The organism is Sinorhizobium fredii USDA 257 (assembly GCF_000265205.3).
Lineage (GTDB): Bacteria > Pseudomonadota > Alphaproteobacteria > Rhizobiales > Rhizobiaceae > Sinorhizobium > Sinorhizobium fredii_B.
In genome coordinates, this window is the sequence record NC_018000.1 from 217,187 (window position 1) to 241,299 (window position 24,113).

General features: G+C 61.1%; 24 protein-coding genes and 1 tRNA gene. 13 read left to right on the forward strand and 12 right to left on the reverse strand.

From position 1 onward, the window contains the following. Nucleotides 1–22 precede the first annotated feature (22 nt). Nucleotides 23–1,327 carry a nicotinate phosphoribosyltransferase gene (gene pncB / locus USDA257_RS00960; protein ID WP_014760991.1) on the forward strand — a complete coding sequence of 435 codons (1,305 nt, stop codon included), beginning with the start codon at nt 23–25 and terminating at the stop codon, nt 1,325–1,327. A gap of 274 nt (nt 1,328–1,601) precedes the next feature. Further along, on the forward strand, nt 1,602–1,814 hold the full coding sequence (locus USDA257_RS00965; RefSeq protein ID WP_014760992.1) for a hypothetical protein: 213 nt from the start codon (nt 1,602–1,604) through the stop codon (nt 1,812–1,814). A 236-nt stretch (nt 1,815–2,050) separates the two neighbouring features. Here USDA257_RS00965 and USDA257_RS36980 read toward each other — a convergent pair whose 3' ends face one another. Further along, nucleotides 2,051–2,197, reverse strand: coding sequence for a hypothetical protein (locus tag USDA257_RS36980; RefSeq protein ID WP_080605732.1), 147 nt, complete (start codon nt 2,195–2,197; stop codon nt 2,051–2,053). Between the two features lie 250 nt (nt 2,198–2,447). On the opposite strand from USDA257_RS36980, the gene USDA257_RS00975 reads away from it, so the two are divergent. Continuing rightward, complete coding sequence (locus USDA257_RS00975; RefSeq protein ID WP_014760994.1) at nt 2,448–4,703, forward strand: PBP1A family penicillin-binding protein; 2,256 nt, start codon at nt 2,448–2,450, stop codon at nt 4,701–4,703. A gap of 52 nt (nt 4,704–4,755) precedes the next feature. Here USDA257_RS00975 and USDA257_RS00980 read toward each other — a convergent pair whose 3' ends face one another. The 6 genes from USDA257_RS00980 to USDA257_RS01005 all read right to left on the reverse strand — a co-directional run bounded on the left by USDA257_RS00980 (nt 4,756) and on the right by USDA257_RS01005 (nt 8,819). Next, nucleotides 4,756–4,998, reverse strand: a complete 243-nt coding sequence (locus tag USDA257_RS00980) for a hypothetical protein (RefSeq protein WP_041413741.1) — start codon at nt 4,996–4,998, stop codon at nt 4,756–4,758. Nucleotides 4,999–5,348: 350 nt separating this feature from the next. Then, a complete protein-coding gene (locus USDA257_RS00985) occupies nt 5,349–5,702 on the reverse strand; it encodes a hypothetical protein (protein ID WP_144051882.1) in 354 nt (117 codons plus the stop codon). A 267-nt stretch (nt 5,703–5,969) separates the two neighbouring features. Further along, the gene (locus USDA257_RS00990) at nt 5,970–6,452 is read right to left on the reverse strand and encodes a DUF6998 domain-containing protein (protein ID WP_014760996.1); all 483 of its coding nucleotides are present in this window, start codon (nt 6,450–6,452) and stop codon (nt 5,970–5,972) included. Nucleotides 6,453–6,675: 223 nt separating this feature from the next. Next, nucleotides 6,676–7,050: a hypothetical protein gene (locus USDA257_RS33320; protein ID WP_144051883.1), complete on the reverse strand. Its 375-nt coding sequence runs from the start codon at nt 7,048–7,050 to the stop codon at nt 6,676–6,678. Between the two features lie 606 nt (nt 7,051–7,656). Beyond that, nucleotides 7,657–8,007: a hypothetical protein gene (locus tag USDA257_RS01000; RefSeq protein WP_014760998.1), complete on the reverse strand. Its 351-nt coding sequence runs from the start codon at nt 8,005–8,007 to the stop codon at nt 7,657–7,659. Nucleotides 8,008–8,150: 143 nt separating this feature from the next. Then, nucleotides 8,151–8,819 carry a recombinase family protein gene (locus tag USDA257_RS01005; protein WP_041413749.1) on the reverse strand — a complete coding sequence of 223 codons (669 nt, stop codon included), beginning with the start codon at nt 8,817–8,819 and terminating at the stop codon, nt 8,151–8,153. 340 nt (nt 8,820–9,159) lie between these two features. Here USDA257_RS01005 and USDA257_RS32965 point away from each other — a divergent pair, with 340 nt between their 5' ends. Continuing rightward, nucleotides 9,160–9,645, forward strand: a complete 486-nt coding sequence (locus tag USDA257_RS32965) for a helix-turn-helix domain-containing protein (RefSeq protein ID WP_080605490.1) — start codon at nt 9,160–9,162, stop codon at nt 9,643–9,645. Between the two features lie 362 nt (nt 9,646–10,007). Here the strand turns inward: USDA257_RS32965 and USDA257_RS01015 are convergent, their stop codons facing one another. The 5 genes from USDA257_RS01015 to USDA257_RS01035 form a co-directional block, all read right to left on the reverse strand. Continuing rightward, nucleotides 10,008–13,220 carry a type I restriction endonuclease subunit R gene (locus USDA257_RS01015; RefSeq protein WP_014761001.1) on the reverse strand — a complete coding sequence of 1,071 codons (3,213 nt, stop codon included), beginning with the start codon at nt 13,218–13,220 and terminating at the stop codon, nt 10,008–10,010. 3 nt (nt 13,221–13,223) lie between these two features. Then, nucleotides 13,224–14,489, reverse strand: coding sequence for a restriction endonuclease subunit S (locus USDA257_RS01020; protein ID WP_014761002.1), 1,266 nt, complete (start codon nt 14,487–14,489; stop codon nt 13,224–13,226). Continuing rightward, nucleotides 14,486–16,066: a type I restriction-modification system subunit M gene (locus USDA257_RS01025; protein ID WP_014761003.1), complete on the reverse strand. Its 1,581-nt coding sequence runs from the start codon at nt 16,064–16,066 to the stop codon at nt 14,486–14,488. The genes USDA257_RS01020 and USDA257_RS01025 overlap by 4 nt, the downstream gene beginning before the upstream one ends. Before the next feature lie 110 nt (nt 16,067–16,176). Next, nucleotides 16,177–17,883, reverse strand: a complete 1,707-nt coding sequence (locus tag USDA257_RS01030; protein ID WP_223843385.1) for a site-specific integrase — start codon at nt 17,881–17,883, stop codon at nt 16,177–16,179. Between the two features lie 85 nt (nt 17,884–17,968). Then, nucleotides 17,969–18,043, reverse strand: a tRNA-Thr gene (locus tag USDA257_RS01035). A gap of 261 nt (nt 18,044–18,304) precedes the next feature. On the opposite strand from USDA257_RS01035, the gene USDA257_RS01040 reads away from it, so the two are divergent. From USDA257_RS01040 to yacG, 9 genes are all read left to right on the forward strand, one after another. Beyond that, the gene (locus USDA257_RS01040; RefSeq protein ID WP_041413752.1) at nt 18,305–18,523 is read left to right on the forward strand and encodes a hypothetical protein; all 219 of its coding nucleotides are present in this window, start codon (nt 18,305–18,307) and stop codon (nt 18,521–18,523) included. A 159-nt stretch (nt 18,524–18,682) separates the two neighbouring features. Further along, on the forward strand, nt 18,683–19,975 hold the full coding sequence (murA, locus tag USDA257_RS01045; protein WP_014761005.1) for a UDP-N-acetylglucosamine 1-carboxyvinyltransferase: 1,293 nt from the start codon (nt 18,683–18,685) through the stop codon (nt 19,973–19,975). Between the two features lie 106 nt (nt 19,976–20,081). Beyond that, a complete protein-coding gene (locus tag USDA257_RS01050; RefSeq protein WP_041414884.1) occupies nt 20,082–20,522 on the forward strand; it encodes a DUF2948 family protein in 441 nt (146 codons plus the stop codon). 33 nt (nt 20,523–20,555) lie between these two features. Then, the gene (hisD, locus tag USDA257_RS01055; RefSeq protein ID WP_014761007.1) at nt 20,556–21,860 is read left to right on the forward strand and encodes a histidinol dehydrogenase; all 1,305 of its coding nucleotides are present in this window, start codon (nt 20,556–20,558) and stop codon (nt 21,858–21,860) included. Further along, a complete protein-coding gene (locus USDA257_RS01060; RefSeq protein WP_014761008.1) occupies nt 21,857–22,333 on the forward strand; it encodes a UPF0262 family protein in 477 nt (158 codons plus the stop codon). The genes hisD and USDA257_RS01060 overlap by 4 nt, the downstream gene beginning before the upstream one ends. A gap of 11 nt (nt 22,334–22,344) precedes the next feature. Further along, nucleotides 22,345–22,806 (forward strand): arsenate-mycothiol transferase ArsC, encoded by a 462-nt coding sequence (locus tag USDA257_RS01065; protein WP_014761009.1) that lies wholly within the window; start codon nt 22,345–22,347, stop codon nt 22,804–22,806. Between the two features lie 178 nt (nt 22,807–22,984). After that, nucleotides 22,985–23,203 (forward strand): translation initiation factor IF-1, encoded by a 219-nt coding sequence (gene infA / locus USDA257_RS01070; RefSeq protein WP_014327290.1) that lies wholly within the window; start codon nt 22,985–22,987, stop codon nt 23,201–23,203. Between the two features lie 46 nt (nt 23,204–23,249). Beyond that, nucleotides 23,250–23,870 carry a Maf-like protein gene (locus USDA257_RS01075; RefSeq protein ID WP_014761010.1) on the forward strand — a complete coding sequence of 207 codons (621 nt, stop codon included), beginning with the start codon at nt 23,250–23,252 and terminating at the stop codon, nt 23,868–23,870. A 6-nt stretch (nt 23,871–23,876) separates the two neighbouring features. Continuing rightward, complete coding sequence (yacG, locus tag USDA257_RS01080) at nt 23,877–24,089, forward strand: DNA gyrase inhibitor YacG (RefSeq protein WP_014761011.1); 213 nt, start codon at nt 23,877–23,879, stop codon at nt 24,087–24,089. Nucleotides 24,090–24,113 lie beyond the last annotated feature (24 nt).

A 24,113-nucleotide genomic window follows, 5' to 3' on the forward strand; every position in this document is an offset into this window, starting at 1 on the left:
TCCAGAAGGAGCGTAGTCGCAGATGCCCAAGACCGATATCGCGCGGCGGGTCTATAACCACACCTGGAAGCTCGATCCGATCATCCGCAGCCTGTTGGATACGGATTTCTACAAGCTGCTGATGCTGCAGATGATCTGGCAGCTCTATCCGGATGTCGACGCGACCTTCTCGCTGATCAACCGCACCAAGACCGTGCGTCTCGCCGAGGAGATCGACGAACAGGAGCTGCGCGACCAGCTCGATCACGCCCGCACCCTGCGTTTCACCAAGAAGGAGATGATCTGGCTCGCCGGTAACACGTTCTATGGGCGCAAGCAGATCTTCTCGCCGGAATTCCTCAGCTGGCTCGCCAAGTTCCGCCTGCCCGAATACGAGCTGTCGCGCCGCGACGGTCAGTTCGAGCTGGCCTTCCGCGGCCGCTGGGTCGAGACGACGATGTGGGAGATTCCGGCGCTGGCGATCATCAACGAACTGCGCTCGCGCGCCGCGATGAAGGGTCTCGGCCCCTTCACGCTCGACGTGCTCTATGCGCGCGCCAAGGCCAGGATGTGGTCGAAGGTCGAGCAGCTGCGGCATTATCCGAGCCTGCGCATTTCCGACTTCGGCACCCGCCGCCGGCACAGCTTTCTGTGGCAGCGCTGGTGCGTCGAGGCGCTGAAGGAAGGCATCGGCGCCTCCTTCTCCGGCTCCAGCAACGTGCTCCTCGCCATGGACAACGATCTGGAGGCGCTCGGCACCAATGCCCACGAGCTGCCGATGGTGGCGGCCGCACTTGCCCGCAATGACAAGGAGCTCGCCGCCGCTCCCTACAAGGTCCTGCAGGACTGGAACCAGCTCTATGGCGGCAATCTGCTGATCGTCCTGCCGGATTCGTTCGGCACCGCCGCCTTCCTGCGCAATGCCCCGGACTGGGTGGCGGACTGGACCGGCTTCCGGCCGGACAGCGCCCCGCCGATCGAGGGCGGCGAGAAGATCGTCGCCTGGTGGCAGAAAAAGGGCCGCGATCCGCGCGACAAACTGCTGATCTTCTCCGACGGCCTCGACGTCGACACGATCATCAAGACCTATCGTCATTTCGAAGGTCGCGTGCGCATGAGCTTCGGCTGGGGCACCAATCTGACCAACGATTTCGCCGGCTGCGCGCCGACCGAGATCAGCGGCCTCAACCCGATTTCGATCGTCTGCAAGGTCAGCGAAGCCAACGGCCGCCCGGCCGTCAAGCTTTCCGACAATCCGCGCAAGGCGACCGGCGATCCCGCCGAGGTGCAGCGCTATTTGAGGTTCTTCGGAACGGAGGATTTCGTAGAGCAGAGCGTTCGCGTATGAGGCTCATGCGCAAGGGGGCCCCCTAAAAAAGAAACCGGCGGGGCCGGTTTCAAGAAAGGGGAATTGCGATTGTCCACCATCGCATCGTCAAACTAGCGGTTGAACCTTAAGCTTCGGTTACCACCGGCAGCGATGCCGGACGATAGGCCGACGGCATTCAAAAAACGTCTGCGGTGTCGCAATAATATGACTTATTGGGGTCCCTCACTATTCTCTTGAATTTCCCCCCAAATGCCCCATGATGGCCGCATGAGGTACACCTTGGGAGGGGTTCGTGCGTCAAGCCTATTCACCCGATGACGTCGATGTTATGCGCGGAGCCCTGGATGTCTGGTGCGCCCTGCACAATGTCGGCAAAGATGGAGCAGAGGCCAACAGAGCCGCCCGGCGCATCCTCGACCTGATGGACAGGAAGAAGTGCTCCTGCGACGAGCTTCTGGCTCAGCTCGGGGATTTCAGACCGGAGCCGCGTCAGCGGGCTTTCTAAAAACCACCGACAACATCATTCAACGTCTGGAGCGGCGCGCCCTTACCGGCGGGCGGCTAGCGTGGGCGGAGACCGGCGTTTGCCGCGACGGTCCGGCGAGCCGAGCGCCCGGTTGAAGCATTGCGTGCCTACAGCGCCGTGCGTCTTTTCAGTCGCACAAAGGTCGCTGTAGCGCTTTGAATCGCAACGTGTTCTATCCTTGAATCTGTCAGGATTTAAGGAAACGGTGGCGACCGTCACCGCGGTATCGATGAGGTGAACTCGCCGGAGACGGCGGCGTTCGCCTGCGTCCTATGTTGGGACAAAGCGACGTGGAGGATGCCGGACACCGCGATCGACACGACGAGGACGGCGATGGTGGCGCCGAGACCCGATTTGATCATCCCTTTGTCCTCCAAGACCGCATGATTTGCCGCTCCCGCTGTCAAAGCGTGAAATGGAGTTATTCCTGTGGCGGCGATCGTGCTGTTCCCCGAGTAACCTCGGAGATGGTTAATGATATCTTCATGGGTCTCCGCAGCCGGCATACTGATAAGATTCAGCGCCACCATGTTTTAGACATGTTTCTGGCAACCACTCGCCGCCCGATGCGTTCCCAGCGAATGCACGGGTGACATTTGATCGAGAGCACGGATGGCGCAAAGCGATGCCGCGTCGAAGATTGGCCCAGAGAGCCAGGGGCCAGAAGAAACCGAGCCGAGCCGAGATCACCCGGACCGTTCGAAGGGCGCCGCATTTGCAAAAACCCGAAGGGCACTTGCTGGCCTCGGCCGCGCGCTGACCAGACTTGGCCGGGCACTTGCCGAGGAAGTGCCGGTTGCAGCCCGCCGGGCCGGTAAAAAATCGGCCGCCGCTACGCGTGGCGCCATCGAGCGGCTTAGGCGGACGACCGTACGCGATAGCGCCGTGGCGGGGCGCTCGGCAAGCCTTTGGCTGAAGGCGCGGCGAGCCGCACGAACCGAAGAACAGCAAGCCGTACCGAAGAGCCGCAGCAGCCGGCGTACAATCCTGCTGCGGAGCGCAGCGGCAGCGGCTCTGGCGTCGTTCGTCCTGCTGGCTATCGTCTTTGCCTGGGCGCTCCGCGATGTTCCCTGGGAGGAGATCGCCGAGGGCTCGCTGAAACCGGTCGTCGTGCTGGAAACCGCCGACGGCAAGCCGCTGGTGAGCCAAGGCCCCTTTCAGGGATCCTACGCGGCGCGCAAGGACTTTCCGCCGCATCTCGTCGAGGCGGTGCTCGCCAGGGAGGATCGGCGCTTCTATGAGCATTCCGGCATCGACCTGAGGGGCATCGCCCGGGCGATCTACACCAATCTCGGGGCGGGCGAGGTCGTGCAGGGCGGCAGCACCATCACCCAGCAACTGATCAAGATCCTCTATCTCGAGCGCGACCGCACCTGGAAGCGGAAGATCCAGGAGGCGGTGATCGCCTTCTGGCTGGAGCGCAAGCTCGGCAAGGACGAAATCCTCACCCGCTACCTGAACAATATCTATCTCGGCGCCGGAGCTACCGGCGTGCCGGCGGCGGCACGCATCTATTTCGACAAGGAGGTGCAGGAGCTCAATATCGGCGAGTCGGCGATGCTGGCGGCCATTATCCGCGCCCCCTCGCAGCTCAACCCGCTCACCAATCCGGACGGCGCCCGCCAGCAGGCGGAACTGGTCCTCGATGCGATGGTGAAGGTCAACAGGATCACCTCGGAAGAGGCGAAGGTCGCCCGCGCCGACGTCGGCAAGCTGCAGCCGACCAGCCCGGCGATCCGCTCGGGAAGCTGGTTTGCCGACTGGATCATGCAGGATGCCCGCGAACTCGCCGGCCCCTATCGCGGCACGATCAAGGTGAGGACCACCATGGTGCCGCGGCTGCAGGCGATCGCCGACAAGGTCGTCGCCGACGCGCTGAAGCGGGAAGGCGGCAAGGCGGGCGTCTCGCAAGCCGCCCTGGTGGCGATGACGCCGGAGGGCGCCGTCGTTGCCATGGTCGGCGGCCGCGACTATACGAAGAGCACCTTCAATCGCGCCTTCTCGGCGATGCGCCAGCCCGGCTCGGCCTTCAAGCTGTTCGTCTATTATGCCGCCCTGAAGAGGGGCCTGACGCCGTTCGACCCGGTCGAGGATGCGCCGATCGAGATCAACGGCTGGTCGCCGGAGAACTTCGGCGGCGGCTATAGCGGCATGGTCAGCATCGCCGAAGCCTTCGCGCGGTCGCTGAACGCTGCGACCGTCGCGCTCGCGACTGAGGTCGGGATCGACGAGGTGATCGCCGCGGCGCGCGAACTCGGCATCGACGCCAAGCTCGCCGACACGCCGAGCCTGGCGCTCGGTTCCTCGGAGGTGAACCTGCTCGATCTCACCGGCGCCTATGCCTCGGTGCGGGCGGGCCGGGCGCCGATCGAGGCCTGGGGCATCGAATCGCTGCACGCCGAAGGCCAGCCGCAGGCCTTCCGGGTCGGCCCATCCAAGGAGGCGGTGACCGATATCAGCCAGTACCGGCCCGATCTCGTCTCCCTGTTGCGGCTCGTCGTCGAGCGCGGAACGGGCCGCGAGGCCGATATCGGCACGCTCGCCGCCGGCAAGACCGGCACCAGCCAGAACCACCGCGACGCTTGGTTCGTCGGCTTCACCGAACCGCTGATCGTCGGCGTCTGGGTCGGCAATGACGACGAGACGCCGATGAAGGACGTCACCGGCGGCAAACTGCCGGCGCGGATCTGGCGGAACTTCATGACCGCCGCGCTCGCCGAGGGCACGCCGGCGGAGAGCGGCGCGCAAGTGGCAGGGTCGGCGCCGGCCTGCAACTTCAGGGCTTGCGCGAGGGCCTATCGGTCGTTTCGTCCGGATGATTGCACGTTCCAGCCGTATTACGGGCCGAGGCGGCTATGCGAGAAGTAGGAACGGCGTCGGAGCGGCGATAAACATCGATAAGGCGCTTGAGTTCCCCCTCTTAGAAGAGGGCGAGGATGAAACCGCGCATCGCGAACAGATAAAGCGAGAAGTGATGCTCTTTATGGACCAAGCAAATCGCGGGCCAGGGAAGGAGCGCGGCCGCACGGGCGATAGGGGAATCATACCTGACATCCATGATAAGCCTCTGCCCGTCTATTTCAGGAAAAGCCTTCAAAACCTGAAGAGCCAAATGACACGAGAGGTCAATCCGCTCACGAGCGCTTTTGTTGTGGATGTCCACGTTCAGTACATCCGCGACGAGCCGAGGGGGTTACGTCGTGACGGATATTCATCAAGTCATCCCAGCTGACGACGAAGGAGAGGACCTTGGATGAGGACCCTTTACGGGGGCACCGTGCGTCAGAACAAAAAATGGCAACACAGGGCCATTCGTATAGGTGCGCAACTCAGCAAGCCAGTGCGCAACTTGCCGATGGGACCTGATTTGCTGAAAAAACTGGTGCTGCTAGAGAGATTTGAAGTCCCTCATCTCGGTGGAACACTCCAGTGTTTTCAAGTAGTTAGGCTCAGGATGTCTGCGGTGGGTGTAACATGTTGCTGTAACAGTTTCAAGCCCAGCGCGAGACGGCGTTATTGGCCAGCGTCAGTCGGGCGCTCATTCTTGCGTCGCGCGTAGGAGGGCAGCACATAGTACCGAGCCATGACGAGCATTGGGAACGCCAAGGTTCGATGTTTGCCTCGTTCTTTCAGAGCGGTCGGAGCTTCCACGATCTTAATCTCCTTCCCCATTGCCAAGGTTCTGAGAGCCAGCGTTCCGAGATCCGCCTCGACATCGTTGACCGGGTCCTCCAAAAGGCTGAACGCGAATGGCAACCGACGTGAGAAGTATGAGAACGCTGTGTCGTAGAACGGAGGGGTCGCGACATCCTGGAATTTGCGGAACTGTCGCGGCGTCGCCGGGGGTGTTGGCACGAACTTCGTCACTGCTTCCTCCAAAATGAGCAACATCTACGAAGCGGGAGTAGTCCTGGCGCAGACGGGTGCGCAAGAAAAACTTGAACAAAATCAATCCACTAAGGGGAATGTTCCATTTGCGGAGCGGTTGGGAAGTGGTCGATCTCTCGTCGAGGCGCTGACTTGCAGCCGCCGAACTGGAGATCCATTCCACTCACGGAACCATCTACCATCCTGTGGACAACCACAGTGGCCGCACGTTCGCTGAGAAATCAACTTGGCCGAGGCTGCGGAATTTTAAGCCAGCGGCGGCAGTGTCGGCTGTAGGCGATCGTCGTTCTTCACATTCGCGTTCCACAAACGAAAGCGGCTGACACGTTGCGATCGCTGTCCTTGCCACGCGGTGTGAAATCCGAATAGGCCGACATCGTATGGTCCATTGTAGACGACCTCGACCTCCTCTTGCTCGTATCGGAGCACCAATCCGATCAAGATGTCTGCTGGAGCGTCAGTATGCGTGAAGATCAGGTTGTCGCCCCGCCCAGTCGCCTTGATTTGGACGGATCGCGGCACCGCTTCGCGCGTATGCGCATCAATTCCTTTGTAACCACGCTGATCGACCAACTGCAGGTCAAAAAGCTCTGCAGCAACGGCCTCACCAAGATCGCCAACAAGATTGCCGTCGGGCGTGAACTTCAGACCAAACCTCTCGTATCGCGCACGGAGCTGGTTTCTGGCATGGATAAGATGTCGAATTTCGGTCGGCAGTTTGTAGCGCATCTGGCCCCCTTGGATCACAGCCGATCCATACAACGCCTCGTAGGACGCGGCAAACGACACCGATAGGCGAGGACGGGGACGAGACACTGGCGTTCAAAACAGACTGATCCGTTCTCCGTTCCACCAAGGCTCAAGTCCGAGGAGAGCCAAGGTGGACAGTGAGCACCAATCTGGAAACATGCTGCCATGCCTCCAGGAGGCGCGTTCGCGACGTCCAAACACCTCAGATGGTCGAGAGATGCTGGCCCTTCTGGGTTGCCTCTACCGCATCAGGATACGGACGATACTTCTGGACGTGCACCGACCGCGTTTCGCTCTCGACACAATCACGGTTGGCCCAAGTCTCAAGCGTTCGGTCGCGCTGAAAGACGGGAATGTGTCCGTCTCTGTCCAACGCCTTGCGGATGACATGAACTCTCCCGTCCGGATCATGCCCAAGTTCAACGAGCTTCCGGCACAACGGCGAGAGCGGCCCCTTGGTGGTGCTGCGGTTTCGACGGGAGGTGAGATCAACCGTAAGGCCGCTTTCGACATGACGGGCGACGAAGGACCCGATCAGTTCGATGGTGTACATGGCGGTGAGGACCGCTGGGATCAATGCAGGATACCTTTCCTGTTGGTGGAGATGTTGAAGGTGAAGGCGGCGACACTGCGTCCAGACCGGCATTCCTTGCGATGCGGTGGAGGCGATTTACGAGCGCCGAGGGTTTGGCAGGGGTGATGGCACCAGCGCAAACAGCAGCGCATCTGTGGCTGGTACTGGAAACGTTGGCCGTGTCGCGCCAGAGCCCGAAGAATGGAGGATGCCCGTCACAGATCGTCCTGCGCAAAGGCAGACGGTGCAACGCCGGTTCGACCTCTGGCTGCCTACTGGCTGGAAGGGGATCGTTGATCCTCCTTAATCCGGTTCACAGCCCCAGCGCTCAGCCTCGGTCAGGACCGCGCGGAAGCTCTCGCGTGGGTGCCACGGAGATCACCTGCGAGAGGGAGTGACGGTCTCGGCCCAAGGCTGACACGCAGGTGTGGACCGTGGTTCACTGCGGTGGTGCTCTGGGTCAAGGGGAGGAGAGGTGATGACACCTTACCCCCCAAGGGAACTTAAGCCAGGACCGTAGCCCGCCAAGGCACCAACCACGGTGTAGAACTATAGATGAACCCCCGGCCCACCTACTGTTGCCCCTATTTCCGGTCGCCGTAGCGCTCGTCACTCCTTGCGCGGCATAGCAGGGGGGTGGAGGCTGATCTCTGTCTTTACGACCGCGACCCATTGGCGGTTACGATCAATGCGCTCAAAGAGCCGACAAAACGTCTTGAACTCTTGCTCACTGAGTTCCTTGAGCAATGCTTCATGGTCGTCCTCAATGGGGCCCAGGTCGTGGACCGCCGTTCGGGCCGCGTCGGTGGTTGGAGCGACGATCAGACGTTCGAGATTGTCCAACAAGAGTTCATCCCGGAAGTAGGTGACATGAAAGAAGCGGGAGCGGGCGATGCCATTGGCAGGGAGAGCAGCAGCAGACATGGAAATCCTTTCAAGGTTGTGAATGCGCAAGATCAAAACGATATTGCTCCTGTTGCCCCTATTCGGTTTGCTTCATGTTTCCGTGGTCGACTTCTGAATGCGTTTTGTGGTTCCTGCTAGGATAGTGGCGGGAAGACGCTGCCGCTCTGAAATGCCTCGACCGCAGCAGAATACGGCCGCTATGACAACCGAGCGCCCACTCTCTCCAAAACTCTCGACACCTGAGTGGGCGTCCACTTGCCGCCCCGCGACGTTGGGATGTTCATGCTGTCCAGCGTCTCAGCTATGGCGCTCAGGGTCTGCCCCGACGCTCTCAACGGCCCTACGATTTTCATGACCTTAGTAGCTTCGGCGTCGGCCTTAAGCTGGATCGCCTTGTTGCGCTTCATCGTCTTGTCGCGGAGGCCACCGAGACGGACGCCCCGCCCCTTCGCTGCCTTCAGCGCCGCCTTGGTTCGCTCTGATATGAACGTTCGCTCCTGCTCGGCCAGCGCTGCGTAGATGTGAAGCTGGAACTTGTCGGCCTGAGGCATCTGCGCGACCCGCAGCTTAACCCTCTTGTCATCCATCAGCGTGGCGATGAAAGACACCTTACGGCTCAGTCGGTCCAGCTTGGCAACCAGCAACTCAGCCCCTGTCTTACGCACCAGCTCCAAAGCCTTGTTCAGCTCGGGACGTTCGCTGTTCGCTCCCGATTGCACCTCACAGAACTCCCCGATGATCTCGAAGGGGATGTCGGAGAACTTGTCGAGGAAGATCGCGATGTCGCGTTCCTGTGCTTCCAGCCCCAGACCACTGCGGCCCTGATCCTCGGTGCTTACTCGGGTGTAGATGACGTACTGCTGCATGTCCGCTCTCCTCTGTTGGAGACAACATGCCAATGAATTATCAAATGTCAACGAACGTTGTGTCAGATAAATCTCCGCCATTGATGGAGCGGACCCGCGTCAATTGGATAAGGGTAGTTGCGCATCCCTAGTGCGATTTGGTCCCAACGTGACGCTTTCGCGGACCACAGGCCAGCCACTTCGCTTAGCGTACACCTTTAGGGAACCGCACAAAGTGCCGATCACCTTGTGTCGAAATGCTCGATGGTCGAAGCTCTACGTTGCAGAAAAAGCGACAAAAATGTCACGCAATAATCAGATCTTCTTTACTTAATAGAATGTAAATGCTACCTGGACAAGCATGACAATTAAGAACTTATCTGAACTGGCTTCGCGGGAGCCGCTGGAAGGGTTTCGAATTTCGGAGCGATGGGGACGGGTCGTGGAAGCCGGGTACCAAGCGGTTCCGGATGTGCTGCTGTTTGCTCAGTCAGACTTGCGCCTTTCAAGCGAGGAACTGAACGTGCTTCTAAACTTACTGGCCCATTGGTGGCGACCAAAGGACGCCGTCTTCCCTCGCGCAACAACAATCGCTGAGCGCATGGGCGTAAGCCAGCGGACTATTCAGAGGAGCATTAAATCTCTCGAAGCCAAGGGCTTCATCAGCAAGAGCCGCACCGAAGACGGTAGGCCCTTTTACGATGTGGCACCGACGAAGGAGCGTCTTTTGCCCTATGCGGAGAAACTGCTGCAAGAGAAGCGCCAACTTAGGCAGCTGAAACAGATGCTCCCGCGCAGCGACCAGGGTCAATCGAATGCCGGCGCAATTGATGGGACGGAAAGGTAGCCAATGGGGAGCAGGACTGAAGAGGTGACCGATGGACTTGGGAATGCCAAGCCCACCGGAACAATGGTTGAAATGGGAGGAGGTGCCAATATGGAACCGCCTTAGCCCGTTTCCTCCCGGAGAAAGCCGTAGCAGCGGCCCAATCCGGCAGCCCCGTAGGGGCGCAAGGGGTCGAGGCGCAAATGCCTCGGCTCCACCACACACGCAAGATATCATGCGCACATTCGCAGGGTCAAACTCGGTGAAGGTGCCGTGTGTTCTTCGGCAGGAGGATACCCCAAGGGGGGACGTTCGAATTTGCCGCTCATCCGATGGGTGGCGCACATTTCTGCACCAAACATTCCGGCGTTGCTGACAGCAGGTCACTGAACTGTGCTTGTTTCCGATCCGCCCGGGTACTTCTCAAACACCCACTGGTAAGTTCGCTCGACCTTCTCGTCGAAGATGCCTTGCCCATATACCTGGGGGAGGCCGTCGTCGTACAACTGTTGGATCGCGGCTTTGACGGCAGCTTTCGCACGTTCCTTCAGTCGCCAGTCGAGAACCAGCTTCTCAGCCCTGAGCTTCTCCAGCAGTGACTTTGCCACACGTTTGACGAGGTCCTCATCCTCCGGACCGAGCTTCGGTTCCGGCTGGGTCAGGATATCGAAGATCGCAAGTTCTTCCTCGGTGAGCCCCTCGCGGATCGCCCTTTGATCTTCGGCGTTCATATCGCCAACAAGGGCGAGTAGCTGTTCGAAAAAGTCGGCGGCGGTGAGGCTTCCGGCGTTGTATGCGGCGATCAGCGTTTCGAAGCGCTCGACGAGGCCACGTCGCGTAGGGTTTCGCGCGGCCATTTCCTCTAACCGATCTTCGACAGCCCTACGGAGGCGCTGAGTTTCGGTGCGCTGTCGGTTGTTCTGTGCGAACATTGCCCTCAGTCGCTCAATGTCGAGACGGGACAGGTCGAACAGGCCCTCTGTATCGCCGTTCTCGCGGATCGGCGCGGTGATCTCGACACCCGCAATGGAGTTGTCGAGGAGAGCCTCAATCCGGTTGGCAACTTCGGAAATGTCCGGGCGTTCGGCCAGGGAACGAATACGCTCGGCGATCACCTCGATGGCGGCAGAGACCCTCCGGTAGGGCTCGGCCCGGGCATCCGGGAGAACAGATTTGAACGTGCTCCAGACATTGGTGGCCAGCGCAAGAAAGGTGCGCCGCTCTGGATCGGTGCCGTTCAACGCTTCCACTGCATCGCCGAGCCTCGCCAGCCTGTCGAACCCTGTCACCTCAAGGATTGCGCTAGGGTCGACGTTCCGGGCACGGCAAAAGACGAGGGCGTCCTCAATGGCTTGGGCAAGGTCCTCGACAAGAGCGGACTTGTCCTCGATCGGCTTGGCATTGGTTGCACCGCCAACCGCATAGATCGCGAGCGCCTTCTCCAAATTGCGGAAGATGCCGACATAGTCGACGATCAGACCGGCCTTTTTGCCCGGCGCATTGCGGTTGGCACGGGCGATGGTCTGCATCAGCGTGTGGTTCTTCATCGGCTTGTCGAGGTAGATGGTCGAGCAAGTCGGCACGTCGAAGCCCGTGATCCACATGGCGCAAACGAAGACTAGTCGAAGCGGATCGCTGCCCTTCTTGAACCGCTCGTCCAGATCCTCTTCTATCATCCGCCTCCTGTGGGTGCGAATGTCGAGGCCCTTGGCCTCCATATCGGCGATCTCGTTCTGGCCTTGGCTGACCACGACGGCCATGTCCGTCTCGCGCATGAAGGCGACGATAGCGGCCAAAGCCTCGCGCTCGTCGGAGGAGGCTGAAGCAAGGGCTGCGTCGCGCCGTCCTATCTCGGCATCCCAAGCACGGCGAACTTTGTCGTACATCCGCACTGCCGTTGCCTTGTCGATTGCCACGAACATGGCCTTGCCACGATAGCCGCGACCGACGAAGTGGCGAACGAGGTCCTCGGCAATCCGATCCAGCCGGTCCTCGCGGGTGATCAGGTGGTATTGGGTGCCGAGGCGTTTTTCGAGTTCCCGCTCCTGCTCCTCGTCGAGATCGGCCTCTTCGATGACGGCTTCCACATCCTCCGCGAAGCTCTCGTTAGCGAACTCCAGCTCGGGGATGCGGTTCTCGTAGTAGAGAGGAACCGTGGCTCCGTCCTCGGTCGACTGCTGGTAGGTGTAGGTCGAGACATAGTCGCCGAAGACGTCACGGGTCTTCTCTTCCCCCGCCATCAAGGGTGTTCCGGTAAAGCCGATGAAGGCGGCGTTCGGCAGGGCGCGGCGCATGTTGGCGGCCAGCGTGTCATATTGCGAGCGATGGGCCTCGTCGGCGATGACGATGATGTCCGACCGATCGGAGAGGATCGGAAAGGTCTCGCCCTTGGCCGTGCCGAATTTGTGGATGAGCGTGAAGACGAAGCGCTCGTTGCCACGCAGTAGCGTCTTCAGATGCTCCTTGGACCCGGCGCGGACCTCGCGCACGTCCTTGGTCACAGCGCCACACGCGGCGAAGACGTCCGAAATCTGCTTGTCTAGTTCCTCGCGGTCGGTGACGATCACGAAGGTCCAGGCCCCGGGGATCGTGCGCAGAACTTTCCGCGTGAAGGTCAGCATGGAAAGGCTCTTGCCGGAGCCTTGCGTGTGCCAGAAGACCCCGAGCTTGCCCCGGTTCTCCCCCAGGTTGACGACGGCCTGAACCGCCTTGTTCACCCCGAGAAACTGATGGTTCTGGACAATCTTCTTGACGAGGCCGTCCTTGGTCTCCTCGAAGACGAGGAAGTTCTCGACAAGGTCGATCAGGCGTTCGGGCGTGGCGGCGGCCCGGATGGCGGTTTCAAGCGATACGCGGCCCGGTTCGGTCTCGTCGTCGACCCGCTTCCATTCCTTGAAGGTATCCCATGGGGAGTAGGCCGATGCGCCGATCCGGGTGTCGAGCCCATTGGAGACCAGAACAAAGCCATTGGGACCGAAGAGCTGCGGAATGCTGTCGCGGTAGTCGCGGACATTGTCGCGATAGGCATCCTCGATCCGCCGGTGTCCGGCCTTCAGCTCAATGAATAGCAGCGGCACTCCGTTGACAAAGCCGATCAGATCCGTGCGGCGGCGGTGAAGTTCGCCCGAGATCCAGACCTGAGAAATCAGGGTGAAGTCATTGGCGTTAAGATCGCGCCAGTCGATGACGCGGACCCTCTCCTTCGCCATGCCGCCGTCTTCGTCGCGGTATTCCACATCGACCCCATCCCGCACCAGTTCCAGAACTTCGCGGTTCGCGGCCATAGGCACCATCGATGCGCGGTCCTGCGTCAGGGTGTCGAAGGCAAGGTCGAGGGCATCCGGTGTCAGGTCGGGGTTCAGCCGGGCAAGCGCAGTGCGCAACGTCTTGGTCAGATAGGGATCGCGCAGCGTGTCGCGAAACGGCGAGCCGTCAGGGCCGAAGGTTTCGACATAGAGATTGAAGTGGCTCCAACCGAGGCTCTCCAGAAGCTCGATTGCTGGTTTCTCGACCAGCCCGTCCTCGGAGAAGCCGGTCAGGGTGGCGCGGGTGCCCTCGGGAATGCCGTAGTGGATGTCCTTCGGGGTGTCGGCCATGGGCTATTCCGCTGCCTCGGCAAAGGTCTCTTCGGCCGCTGAGAGGTCGATCTCGCCGGAGATCAGCTTGGGAAGCAGTAGGTCACGAGCGGCGCGGAGGCTGTCATTCTGTCGTGAAACGGTCGCTATCTGTTCCATCATTGGCGTAGCAAGTTGCTCAAATCGGTGAGTCAGAGTTTCGGGCGGAAAGGCAAAGACCAACTCGCCCAACGCGCCCTTTGTAATCTCCTTAAAGGTTGCGCCGCTAGCTACGGCCTCCATGCGCGGGAACTCTCGTTTCAACATATGGACGAGGAAATAGACAGGTGTTCGGCTACTCGGAAGGAAGGTGATGAAGCCTTGGTTCGTCGTCGCCGGTTCTGTGTTGATCGCAAACACCCCAAGGGTGGCGCGGCTCGTCATCATGATAGAGAATGCCGGAAACAACCGCGCGGAGCTTTTGGCTAGGCCCTCTTTGGTGATCATGAGGGACGACCGACGTAGAAACGTCTGTCCCGATTTCGTCAAATCAGTTGGCGTGAACCACTGTATGTCGCCATCGCGCCAATACCTGTGCTCAGCCTTGGAAGGCGTGCCGCCACCTGTGTACGTTAGCGCCTGTCGTGCTGTCTCTATCTGCCACCCCTCCGGCACCATCCCGAGTTCCGTCTCGATCAACGGCACAGCCTCATGGCCCGGGTAGCGGAAGCGAACGAACCATTCATCGAACAGCCGCCGTGCCATGTCCTCAAGGATCGCAATGCGCCGCTGATTGACCTCGATTAGGTCGTCGTATGCAGACAGGATGCCAGCGATCCTCTCTTGCATCCAAAGGTCCGGCACTGGCACATCCAGGTCCGCCAATATCTGTTGGTTGAGATTTGATATGTTCGTTCCACCACCATGGGAGGACAGGGTTTGGCGGATAATCGATCCTCGAAAAAGATAGGCGTAGTACCTCGGATAACACCTTCGGTCATGGAAACGACAACGGATCGTGAAGCCTGAATGCGAAGTGGGCATCGTGGGCTCTGTATTGACATAAACAGATCGCCCGATGAGTTCGCGGTTCCCGTTCGATCTTACGAACAGGACATCGCCCTCATGAATGAGCGCATCTGGTTTCGACAAGGCAGATAAGCTGAGCTGGGGGAGGTTGCCGGTGTCGATTACAACTTTGTCTTGGAAGTCCGAGACGCCGACCACTGCGAGGCCAGAGCCGTTGTCGGCATCGGTATAGTTGAGGCCATTCCTGAACTCCGCAAGATTACCCAGCTTCTCAGTTTTCATCGAAGAACCTCAGCCAGATTTTGGGCAATAGCCGACTGCAGCCGTGCCGCCTCAATATTCAGCACCTCCAGTTCCTCGTGCAACTCCTCCAGCTTCTCGCGGAAATCCTCATCGTCCACTTGACCGGCGGCGACCCCGACATAGCGTCCCGGATTGAGCGACCAGCCTTGGCCTTCAATATTAGCTCGGGTCGCGCTGCGGCATAGACCGGCGATATCGCCGTAGACAAGTCCCGGGAAGCGCTCCTCCAGCCACGCCTTGGACTGGGTGAAGAACTCCGGCTCCTCGCCGCGCCAGAGTCGCACGATGTTAGCCAGAGCTTCGACTTGCTCTTCGGTGAAGTCGCGGTGGGCGCGGTCGATCTGGCGGAAGATGTGACGGGCATCGAGGAACAGCACCTCGTCGGCCCTTGGTCCCCTAGTCTTGCCCTTGTCAAAGAACCACAGGGTGCAGGGAAGGGTGACCGTCAGGAAGAAATTTGGACCGACCGAAACGATGACATCCACGCTGCCGCTTTCGATCAGCTTCCTTCGGATTTCCTGTTCCGTGCCCCGGGCATCGGCCGCCGAATTGGCCATGACGAACCCGGCGCGACCCGTCTCGCTCAGTCGCGACCAGAAGAACTGGATCCACAAATAGTTGGCATTGTCGGCACTCGGGACACCATGGGGGAAGCGATTGGCGACGTCCAGTAGTTTGCTCTTGTCGAGTTCCTTCACGTTGAACGGTGGATTGGCCATGACGAAATCGAAGCCGCCCGGCCCCTCGTAACGGCCCTTGTCGTTTTTCTTCGGCATCACCTCTTCAAACACCGGGTCGCGATAGGTGTCGGCGTCGAGGATCTTGCCGGAGAGGCCATGCACCGCAAGGTTCATCTGGGCCAAGCGCCAGGTCTCCCGGGTGCGCTCGACACCATAGATCGACAGTTCCTTGTCGGGTTCCTTCTGGTGACGCTTCACGAAGTCCGCCGAGTGCACGAACATGCCGCCAGAGCCACAGGCTGGGTCCAGAATGCGCCCGTGAAAGGGCTCGATGATTTCGACGATCAGCCGGACGATGGAGGAGGGCGTGTAGAACTCGCCGCCCTTCTGCATGGTATCCTTGGCGAAATTGCCCATGAAATACTCATAGACATGGCCGAAGGCATCACCGGCGATCTTAAGCGGCTGGAGAGCCCGGAGCAATTCGACCAGGACGTCATCTGGGATCGACTGATAAGTCTTCGGCAGGACGTCGGCCAATTCCGGGTTCTTTGCTTCGATTTCCCGCATGGCCGTCGTGAGCGCCCGGCCAAGGTTCGAACCTTCCGGGAGACTGAGCAAGAAAGTAAAGCGAGCCTCAGGCGGGAGGAAGATCGCCCCCTCCGCCTTGTAAGCTTCCGGGCTCGGACGTACGCGCGACCCCTCCCGGGGCGCAACCTTGGCCTCGACCTCAGAGAACCGCTCATCCGCATGACGCAGAAACAGCAGGCCCAGTACTGGCCGGGCATATTCAGCGGGCAGGATACCCGAATTGGCCCTAAGCTTGTCTGCAGTGGTCCAAAGCTTGTCGGAAATGGTTTTGAGGTCGTCAGACATGCGTTTCGCTTTTGGATGTATGAGGAAAGAGAAAGACCCGCCCAAGGTGTGAAGTCGAAAGTGCAAGAACGATCAACCGCCGTCAACTGCCTACCTGCCGCGAACGAAGCTTAAACTTTCTTCGTAAACAAATGCGACAGGTCGAGCCCATCGTATTGGAGCTTCTCCATTTCTTCGCTCAGAAGCTTCAGCCCATAGAGGCCGTTGCCATAGCGCCCGGCCATGCCTTGCTGAGCGTGGCCCTGGAGCGCATTGACGAAATCAAGAGGGATGCGGCTGTTCCGGCAAGCGTCCTCGAAGGTGTGGCGGAAGCTGTGGAACGAAATCTTGTCGTGTTTGACTTCAAGCGCCTTCAGCAGATTGCTGAACTTCCTTGAATAGGCCGTGGAGTAAGTGCCGTCCTTTGCTTTCGGGAAGTCGGGGAACAGCCGTTTATGCCCGAGCTTCCGCTGTCGTTCGACAAAGCGAAGAAATCCGAACTCCTTGAGCTTTCTATGAACCGGTATGCGGCGACGCGAGCCGCTATTCTTGAGGCTGAGTTCCTCGCCCTCATCGGTGACTTCGATGTAGGCGATCCCCCCTTCGGCCTTCACGTCCTTGGTTCGGAGCTGAATGATCTCGCCCGAGCGGCAGCCCGTGAATAGACCGACGAGAGGTACCCAGTAGACGCCGTTGTCGTTCGGGATCAGGTCGCCTGGACTGTTGTGATATCGGACGCTCTGACAGCCCGTGTAAATCGGGGATTTGAAGATGGTGGACAGTTCGGCCAGCGTGAACGGTTGCCGCTCGTCACGAGCTTTGCCGCTGATTTTGACGTTCAGCCCGTCGAAGGGGTTGCTCGGGACGTCGTAGTTTGCCTTTGCCCAGTTCCAGAACGCCCTGACGAAGCCCAGCACCTTGTTGACGTTCTTTCCCGACATTGGCTCAATTTTCAGCTCAGCGGCGCGTTTGGCCGCCTCCTTCATGGCCAGCTTCTCAAGGCCCTTGACCTTAGTCCAGTTTGGCGGGAGTGAGAGCAGGGCGGTCTTGAACTCTCGCGCGTCCGACTTGCCGTAGCCGTCTATCGGGCGGTCACTTGCCATCTCAACGAAACGCTCGGCCCAGAGCTTGTTCGCCGCTGCCGTTGCTGGGGTCCAGCCGCCTTTCACGCGGCTCTTCTCGGCCACCCACTCTCCGATCAGCGTCGAGGCGAGATGTCTGTCCGCTGGCTTGTTGACTTGCGGCTCCGGTGGAGTTTCCACGGGGGAGCCTTCGCTGCGCTGTCGTCTTGCTTGTGCGGCTCTCACAGTTGCTGTTTGGATTGCACGGTAGAGCCTTGGCCAACTCGATGAAGCCTTGTCGAGCTTGAGGTCTACGCTGGACCAAGTCAGGACCTCAGCAGCTTCGCTCTCTGTGAAAGGAGAATACATTTGGCCCCGAGCAAATTCGTAACGGCCAACGTCCTCCGCCAAATCAATGAGGTCGTTCAGCTCCTCGAAACCGGCATCGTCCAGTCCAGCAAGTCGCACCTCTTCATCCTCATCCATTAGGTGCCAGTAATACACGTCCTCGATGTGTTTGAGCTGTTCCGGTGTCAGTTCCAGCAATGCTGGCTCTTGCTGCCGAGCGAGCATTCGGCGGTGCTCGTCGAACCGCTCCTGGACTTCGGCCATGGCACGAGGAAGGCGCCGCAGTGCCTCCTTGTGATCTGACGTCTTCAGCGAGAATGTTTCTTCGGTCTTGGGGTAGGTGTCTTGGATGTCACGCGGGACCGGTCCACGGTGCCACCAAACATTGCCACGACGGAAGAGACGGGTGTGGGAAGGCATGTCGTTCATAGCTCCGCTGTAACAGTGCGCTGGAACAAACGAAAGCCTAACCCATTGATTTCTGGGCAAACTGTTGATTTCACTGAGGGAAAACTGGTGCTGCTAGAGAGATTTGAACTCTCGGCCTCTCCCTTACCAAGGGAGTGCTCTACCCCTGAGCTATAGCAGCATCCGGCGGCGTTGGGTGGTACGCCGCAGCAAGCGAGGCGCCTATTGCCATAGCTTGAGGGTGAGCGCAAGGCGCATTTCGAAGTTTTTGCCGGGGCTGGGTCGTGCCGGCGCGCGGCAGGCCGGGTGCGAAATCACAAAATGCGCTGTTTCCAATGCGTTGGCGTGGGCCAGGAACAGAAAAACGCTTCAAACATTTCGACAATTTGCTCGGTCGGAAATCGCCTTGCTGCTTCCGCCGCATCGGCTTTTGCGCTAATCCATGAGCATGCAGAACGATGACGAGAAAGAGCGCGCGGCGGGTTCCCGAAGCGGCGCGGCAGCGGGCAAAAGCGAGGCGGAGGTGAGGCGCCAGCGGCTGGCGAAGACCCTGCGCGACAATCTCCAGCGCCGCAAGCAGCAGGCGCGGGCCCGCCGGGCTGGCGACGCCGACGAGACGTCCGGATTGCCTGCCGCAAAATCGGACGAATCGGACGATTAGTAATCGGCGGGGGATAAAATCGCCGGCTTCGCGGGCTTCCGCCATTCTTGTCGACTTCGCATTTCAAGGCACTTCTATTTTCGCGGCATCTCCACTAAGAGACGCCCTTCAGAAACACCGGATTTTAAGAAAGCGGGCGGCGCCCGTGCGAGAGGTCTCATGGATCGCATCAGGATCGTAGGCGGAAATGCACTTCACGGGGTCATCCCCATTTCCGGCGCGAAGAACGCCGCATTGCCGCTGATGATCGCGTCGCTCCTGACCGACGACACGCTGACCCTGGAAAACGTGCCGCATCTCGCCGACGTCGAGCAGCTGATCCGCATCCTCGGCAATCACGGTGCCGATATTTCCGTCAACGGCCGGCGCGAGCGCCAGGGCGAGAGCTACGCCCGCACCATCCATTTCACCAGCCGCAACATCGTCTCGACGACAGCGCCCTACGAGCTCGTCTCCAAGATGCGGGCCAGCTTCTGGGTGATCGGGCCGCTGCTCGCCCGCGAAGGCAAGGCGCGCGTCTCGCTGCCGGGCGGCTGCGCCATCGGCACGCGGCCGGTCGATCTGTTCATCGAGGGCCTGGCGGCGCTCGGTGCCAACATCGAGATCGACGGCGGCTACGTCAACGCCACGGCGCCCGCAGGCGGGCTGATCGGCGGGCGCTATGTGTTCCCGAAGGTTTCCGTCGGCGCCACGCATGTGCTGATGATGGCGGCCACCCTTGCCAACGGTACGACGGTGATCGGCAATGCCGCGCGCGAGCCCGAGGTCGCCGATCTTGCCAAGTGCTTGAACGCCATGGGCGCCAAGATCACCGGCGCGGGCACCGGCACGATCACCATCGAGGGCGTACGCTCGCTGGCGGGCGCCCGCCATCGCGTGCTGCCGGACCGCATCGAGACCGGCACCTATGCCATGGCCGTGGCGATGACCGGCGGCGACGTGATCCTCGAGGACACGGAAGCGAGCCTTCTCGATACCGCGCTTGAAGCGATCCGCCGCGCGGGCGCCGAGATCAGCGAGACGAACAGCGGCATCCGCATCGTCCGCAACGGCACCGGCATCCGGCCGGTCGATATCGTCACCGATCCCTTCCCGGGCTTCCCGACCGACCTCCAGGCCCAGTTCATGGGCCTGATGACCAAGTCGAGCGGCGTTTCCCACATCACCGAAACGATCTTCGAAAACCGCTTCATGCATGTGCAGGAGCTGGCGCGGCTCGGGGCGAAGATCTCGCTCTCCGGCCAGACGGCGAAGATCGAGGGCGTCGGCCGCCTGAAGGGCGCCCCGGTCATGGCGACCGATCTGCGCGCCTCCGTCTCGCTTGTCATCGCCGGGCTTGCCGCCGAGGGCGAGACGATGGTGTCGCGCGTCTACCACCTCGACCGCGGCTTCGAGCGGCTTGAAGAGAAGCTGACGCGCTGTGGCGCCCATGTGGAACGCGTCAGCGACTGATTCCGGCTTGGCGCGCCTGCACCCGTTGCGGTTTCGGGCGCGACGTCCTATGTCCTTTGCGATCACCTGCTTAAATGCGGGACTTGAACGGACCGGATGGAATCGCATGGACGCTTTGAAACTGCTGGCACTCGACGAGGAGGACCTTGGGGTCGTTTCCGCTCATGTGCAAGACGCAGTCTTCAAGGTGGCCGGCATCCTCTACGATGCGCGCCGTCACCAGTTTTCCCTGGTCATCAACCGCTTCGCCTGGGAAAAGGCGGAAGGCAAACGCCGCAGTTTCGAGCGCCGCCGCGCCTTGCTGCTGTTCAAGTGCGTCACGGCGGTGCGCTCGCTCGGCTTCGACCGGACCGACATGGAAGCGGTACTCGATCTCCTGGCGCTGCGCTTCTCGGTCAAGGGGGAGGGGCCCGAGGGAACGGTCGAGATCGTGCTTGCCGGCGATGCCTTGATCGCGCTCGATGTGGAATGCATCGAGGCACAGCTTGCCGATACCGGCGGGGCGTGGGAAACCGCCTTCAAGCCGCGCCATCCCGAAGGCGACTGAGCAAAGCGCCGCTACCACCAAAGGATCATCGCATTGGCAATCAGGTTGAACTTTCTCGACAGCGGCTTCGAACGTGAGTTCGCCGCGTTCCTGACCACCAAGCGGGAGGTTTCCGAAGACGTCAACGCCGCCGTACGGGCCATCATCGACGACGTCCGCACCCGCGGCGATGCCGCGCTCGCCGACTATTCCGCCCGCTTCGACGGCATCGATTTCAACGTCACGGCGATGAAGGTGAGTGCGGCCGAGATCGACGCGGCGATCCACGCGGTCGAGCCGGAGGTGCTTGGCGCGCTCAAGGTTGCGGCGACCCGCATCGAGGCGCATCATCGCCGGCAGGTGCCGAAGGATGATCTTTACGAGGATCAGATGGGCGTCGGCCTCGGCTCGCGCTGGACGGCGATCGATGCGGTTGGGCTCTACGTGCCGGGCGGCACCGCCAGCTATCCGAGCTCGGTTTTGATGAACGCGCTGCCGGCCAAGGTCGCCGGCGTGCCGCGCATCGTCATGGTGGTGCCCGCAATGGGCGGTGCGGTCAACCCGGCCGTGCTTGCGGCGGCGCGGCTCGCCGATGTCGAGGAAATCTATCGCATCGGCGGTGCCCAGGCCGTCGCGGCGCTTGCCTATGGGACGGAGACGATCGCGCCGGTGGCGAAGATCATGGGTCCTGGCAATGCCTATGTCGCAGCTGCCAAGCGGCAGGTTTTCGGCACCGTCGGTATCGACATGATCGCCGGCCCCTCGGAGGTGCTGGTGATCGCCGATGGCGACAACGACCCCGATTGGATCGCCGCGGATCTGCTGGCCCAGGCCGAGCACGACGCCGGCGCCCAGGCGATCCTGATCACCGATGACGCCGCCTTTGGCGAAGCGGTCGAACAGGCGGTCGAGCGGCAGCTGAAGACGCTGCCGCGCGCCGAGACGGCAAGGGCGAGCTGGCGCGATTTCGGCGCCGTCATCCTGGTGCCGGATCTCGACAAGGCAGTGCCGCTCGCCAACCGGATCGCCGCGGAGCATCTCGAACTGGCGATGGCCGATCCGGATTCGATGGTCCCGAAGATCCGCAATGCCGGCGCCATCTTCATCGGCCGCCACACGCCGGAGGTGATCGGCGACTATGTCGGCGGCTCCAACCACGTCCTGCCGACGGCGCGCTCGGCGCGCTTCTCCTCCGGCCTCGGCGTGCTCGACTACATGAAGCGGACCTCCATTCTCCGGCTTGGGCCCGAACAGTTGCGTATTCTCGGCCCGGCGGCGATCGCGCTCGCCAAATCCGAAGGCCTCGAGGCCCATTCCCGCTCGGTCGCCATCCGCCTGAATCTCGGGGGCGAGGGATGAGGGCCGATCGCCACCTGCGCCTCTGCGATGTCGTGCTGGACGAGACGATCGGCCGCTCGACGCCCGACGTAGAGCACGAACGTGCGGTTGCGATTTTCGACCTGTTAGAAGAGAACCTGTTCGAGCCCGTCGGCCATACCGGCGGCCCCTATCGACTCAATCTGTCGCTGGTCGATTCGAAACTCGTCTTCGCCATCTCGACGGATGGCGGCGAGGCGGTTGCCACCCACATTCTGTCGCTCACTCCCTTTCGCCGCATCGTGAAGGACTATTTCTTGATCTGCGAAAGCTATTACGAGGCGATCCGCTCGGCGACGCCGAGCCAGATCGAGGCGATCGACATGGGACGGCGCGGCATCCACAACGAAGGCTCGCAGACGTTGATGGATCGGCTTTCCGGTAAGATCAGGCTGGATTTCGATACGGCGCGGCGCCTTTTCACGCTGGTCTGCGTGCTCTATTGGCGCGGCTGACGGAGGCGGACATGACCGGGATCGCCTTGCCACAGCAGAGGACGCCCCGCTCGATCCTGTTCATGTGCGGAATGAACGCGATCCGCTCGCCCATGGCCGAAGCGCTGGCGCGGGCCTCCCTGCCGAAGGGAACCTATGTGGCCTCGGCGGGCGTGCGCCAAGGCGAGCGCGATCCCTTCGTCGACGTGGTCCTCGATGAGGTCGGACTGACGATCGGGCGCCACCAGCCGCGCACGCTCGAAGAGCTCGAAGACGATTTTTTCGACGTCATCGTGACGCTGGCGCCGGAGGCCCATCACAAGGCGCTGGAACTGACCCGCTCGATGGCCGTCGACGTCATCTACTGGCCGACGCCGGATCCGACGGTGGCGACGGGTACGCGCGACCAGATCGTCGGGGCCTATCGCGCCGTCAGGGATCACCTCGCCGGCCTCATTGCCAGCCGGTTGGCCGGCCGCGAGAAGGTCGGCTGAAGGACGGCGCCGCTCGCTTTTGCGTCGCTGAAAGCCGTGCCGGCAGCGTAGGGTAGAATAGCGGAAAAAACGCGTATCAAGGCGGGTTCACAAACCCCTGGCGATTGTGTAGTTTCCGGCAAAATTTTCGGGATGCGTTGGCGCATCCGCTCTTGAACATGAGAAAGCACAATCCTGCATGGCGAAAGAAGAAGTCCTCGAATTTCCGGGCGTGGTCACGGAATTGCTTCCCAACGCGACGTTCCGCGTGAAGCTGGAGAACGACCATGAAATCATCGCCCACACCGCCGGCCGCATGCGCAAGAACCGCATCCGCGTTCTCGCCGGCGACAAGGTGCTGGTTGAGATGACCCCTTATGACCTGACGAAGGGCCGCATCACCTACCGCTTCAAGTAAGTCCCGGCTTTGGCGGCGGTAACCTCCGGGATTTGACGGCTCGCTTATGACAGTCACCCAGAAACTGATATTGGCCTCCGGATCGCCGCGTCGCGTCGAACTTTTGGCGCAGGCCGGCATCGAGCCGGCGCGCCTGCTGCCGATGGATCTCGACGAGACGCCCAAGCGCGCCGAGCACCCTCGTTCGCTGGCCCGCCGGCTTTCCGCCGAGAAGGCCAAGGCGGCGCTGGCGGCGATCAAAGGGGAGCCGGGCTGGGACGGGAGCTATATTCTCGCGGCCGACACGGTCGTCTGCGTCGGCCGCCGCATCCTGCCGAAGCCGGAACTGATCAGCGAAGCGTCGAGCGCGCTCCACCTCCTGTCCGGCCGAAGCCACCGCGTCTATACGGGTATCTGCCTCGTCACGCCGGACCGGACGCTCCGCCAGAAGGTGGTCGACACAAAGGTGCGCTTCAAGCGCCTTTCCGGCTACGACATCGAGAGCTATCTCGCCTCCGGCCAGTGGCGCGGCAAGGCGGGCGGCTATGGCATCCAGGGCATCGCCGGAAGTTTCGTCGTCAAGCTCGTCGGCTCCTATACCAATGTGGTAGGCTTGCCGCTCTATGAAACCGTCAATCTCCTGATCGGCGAGGGGTACGACGTCCACGGCCGCTGGCTGGAAGGCTGAAGACGAGTGAGTGGCGAAGGCAAGAACAACGGCTCGAATGTCGAGCCCCTGCGCCCGACGCGGCCCTGCCCGGAATGCGGCCGCCCGTCGGCGCGTGAGCACTTTCCCTTCTGCTCCGAGCGTTGCCGCAATGTCGACCTTAACCGCTGGCTTTCCGGCTCCTATGCGATCCCCGTCGCCGACGACGAGTCGAAAGCCGACGACGACGAGGATCGCTAGGCGATTTGGGCGGCTTCGGCCACC

Bases quoted from the DNA above. Each gene is read 5' to 3' on its own strand.
- pncB (WP_014760991.1), top strand. From the start codon at position 23: ATGCCCAAGACCGATATCGCGCGGCGGGTCTATAACCACACCTGGAAG.
- murA (WP_014761005.1), top strand. From the start codon at position 18,683: ATGGATCGCATCAGGATCGTAGGCGGAAATGCACTTCACGGGGTCATC.
- USDA257_RS01030 (WP_223843385.1), bottom strand. From the start codon at position 17,883: ATGAACGACATGCCTTCCCACACCCGTCTCTTCCGTCGTGGCAATGTT.
- USDA257_RS01005 (WP_041413749.1), bottom strand. From the start codon at position 8,819: ATGCAGCAGTACGTCATCTACACCCGAGTAAGCACCGAGGATCAGGGC.
- USDA257_RS01025 (WP_014761003.1), bottom strand. From the start codon at position 16,066: ATGTCTGACGACCTCAAAACCATTTCCGACAAGCTTTGGACCACTGCA.
- infA (WP_014327290.1), top strand. From the start codon at position 22,985: ATGGCGAAAGAAGAAGTCCTCGAATTTCCGGGCGTGGTCACGGAATTG.
- USDA257_RS01060 (WP_014761008.1), top strand. From the start codon at position 21,857: ATGAGGGCCGATCGCCACCTGCGCCTCTGCGATGTCGTGCTGGACGAG.
- USDA257_RS01020 (WP_014761002.1), bottom strand. From the start codon at position 14,489: ATGAAAACTGAGAAGCTGGGTAATCTTGCGGAGTTCAGGAATGGCCTC.
- USDA257_RS32965 (WP_080605490.1), top strand. From the start codon at position 9,160: ATGACAATTAAGAACTTATCTGAACTGGCTTCGCGGGAGCCGCTGGAA.
- USDA257_RS36980 (WP_080605732.1), bottom strand. From the start codon at position 2,197: ATGATCAAATCGGGTCTCGGCGCCACCATCGCCGTCCTCGTCGTGTCG.
- USDA257_RS01050 (WP_041414884.1), top strand. From the start codon at position 20,082: ATGGACGCTTTGAAACTGCTGGCACTCGACGAGGAGGACCTTGGGGTC.
- USDA257_RS01015 (WP_014761001.1), bottom strand. From the start codon at position 13,220: ATGGCCGACACCCCGAAGGACATCCACTACGGCATTCCCGAGGGCACC.
- USDA257_RS01075 (WP_014761010.1), top strand. From the start codon at position 23,250: ATGACAGTCACCCAGAAACTGATATTGGCCTCCGGATCGCCGCGTCGC.
- USDA257_RS01040 (WP_041413752.1), top strand. From the start codon at position 18,305: ATGAGCATGCAGAACGATGACGAGAAAGAGCGCGCGGCGGGTTCCCGA.
- USDA257_RS00975 (WP_014760994.1), top strand. From the start codon at position 2,448: ATGGCGCAAAGCGATGCCGCGTCGAAGATTGGCCCAGAGAGCCAGGGG.
- USDA257_RS00990 (WP_014760996.1), bottom strand. From the start codon at position 6,452: ATGCGCTACAAACTGCCGACCGAAATTCGACATCTTATCCATGCCAGA.
- USDA257_RS01065 (WP_014761009.1), top strand. From the start codon at position 22,345: ATGACCGGGATCGCCTTGCCACAGCAGAGGACGCCCCGCTCGATCCTG.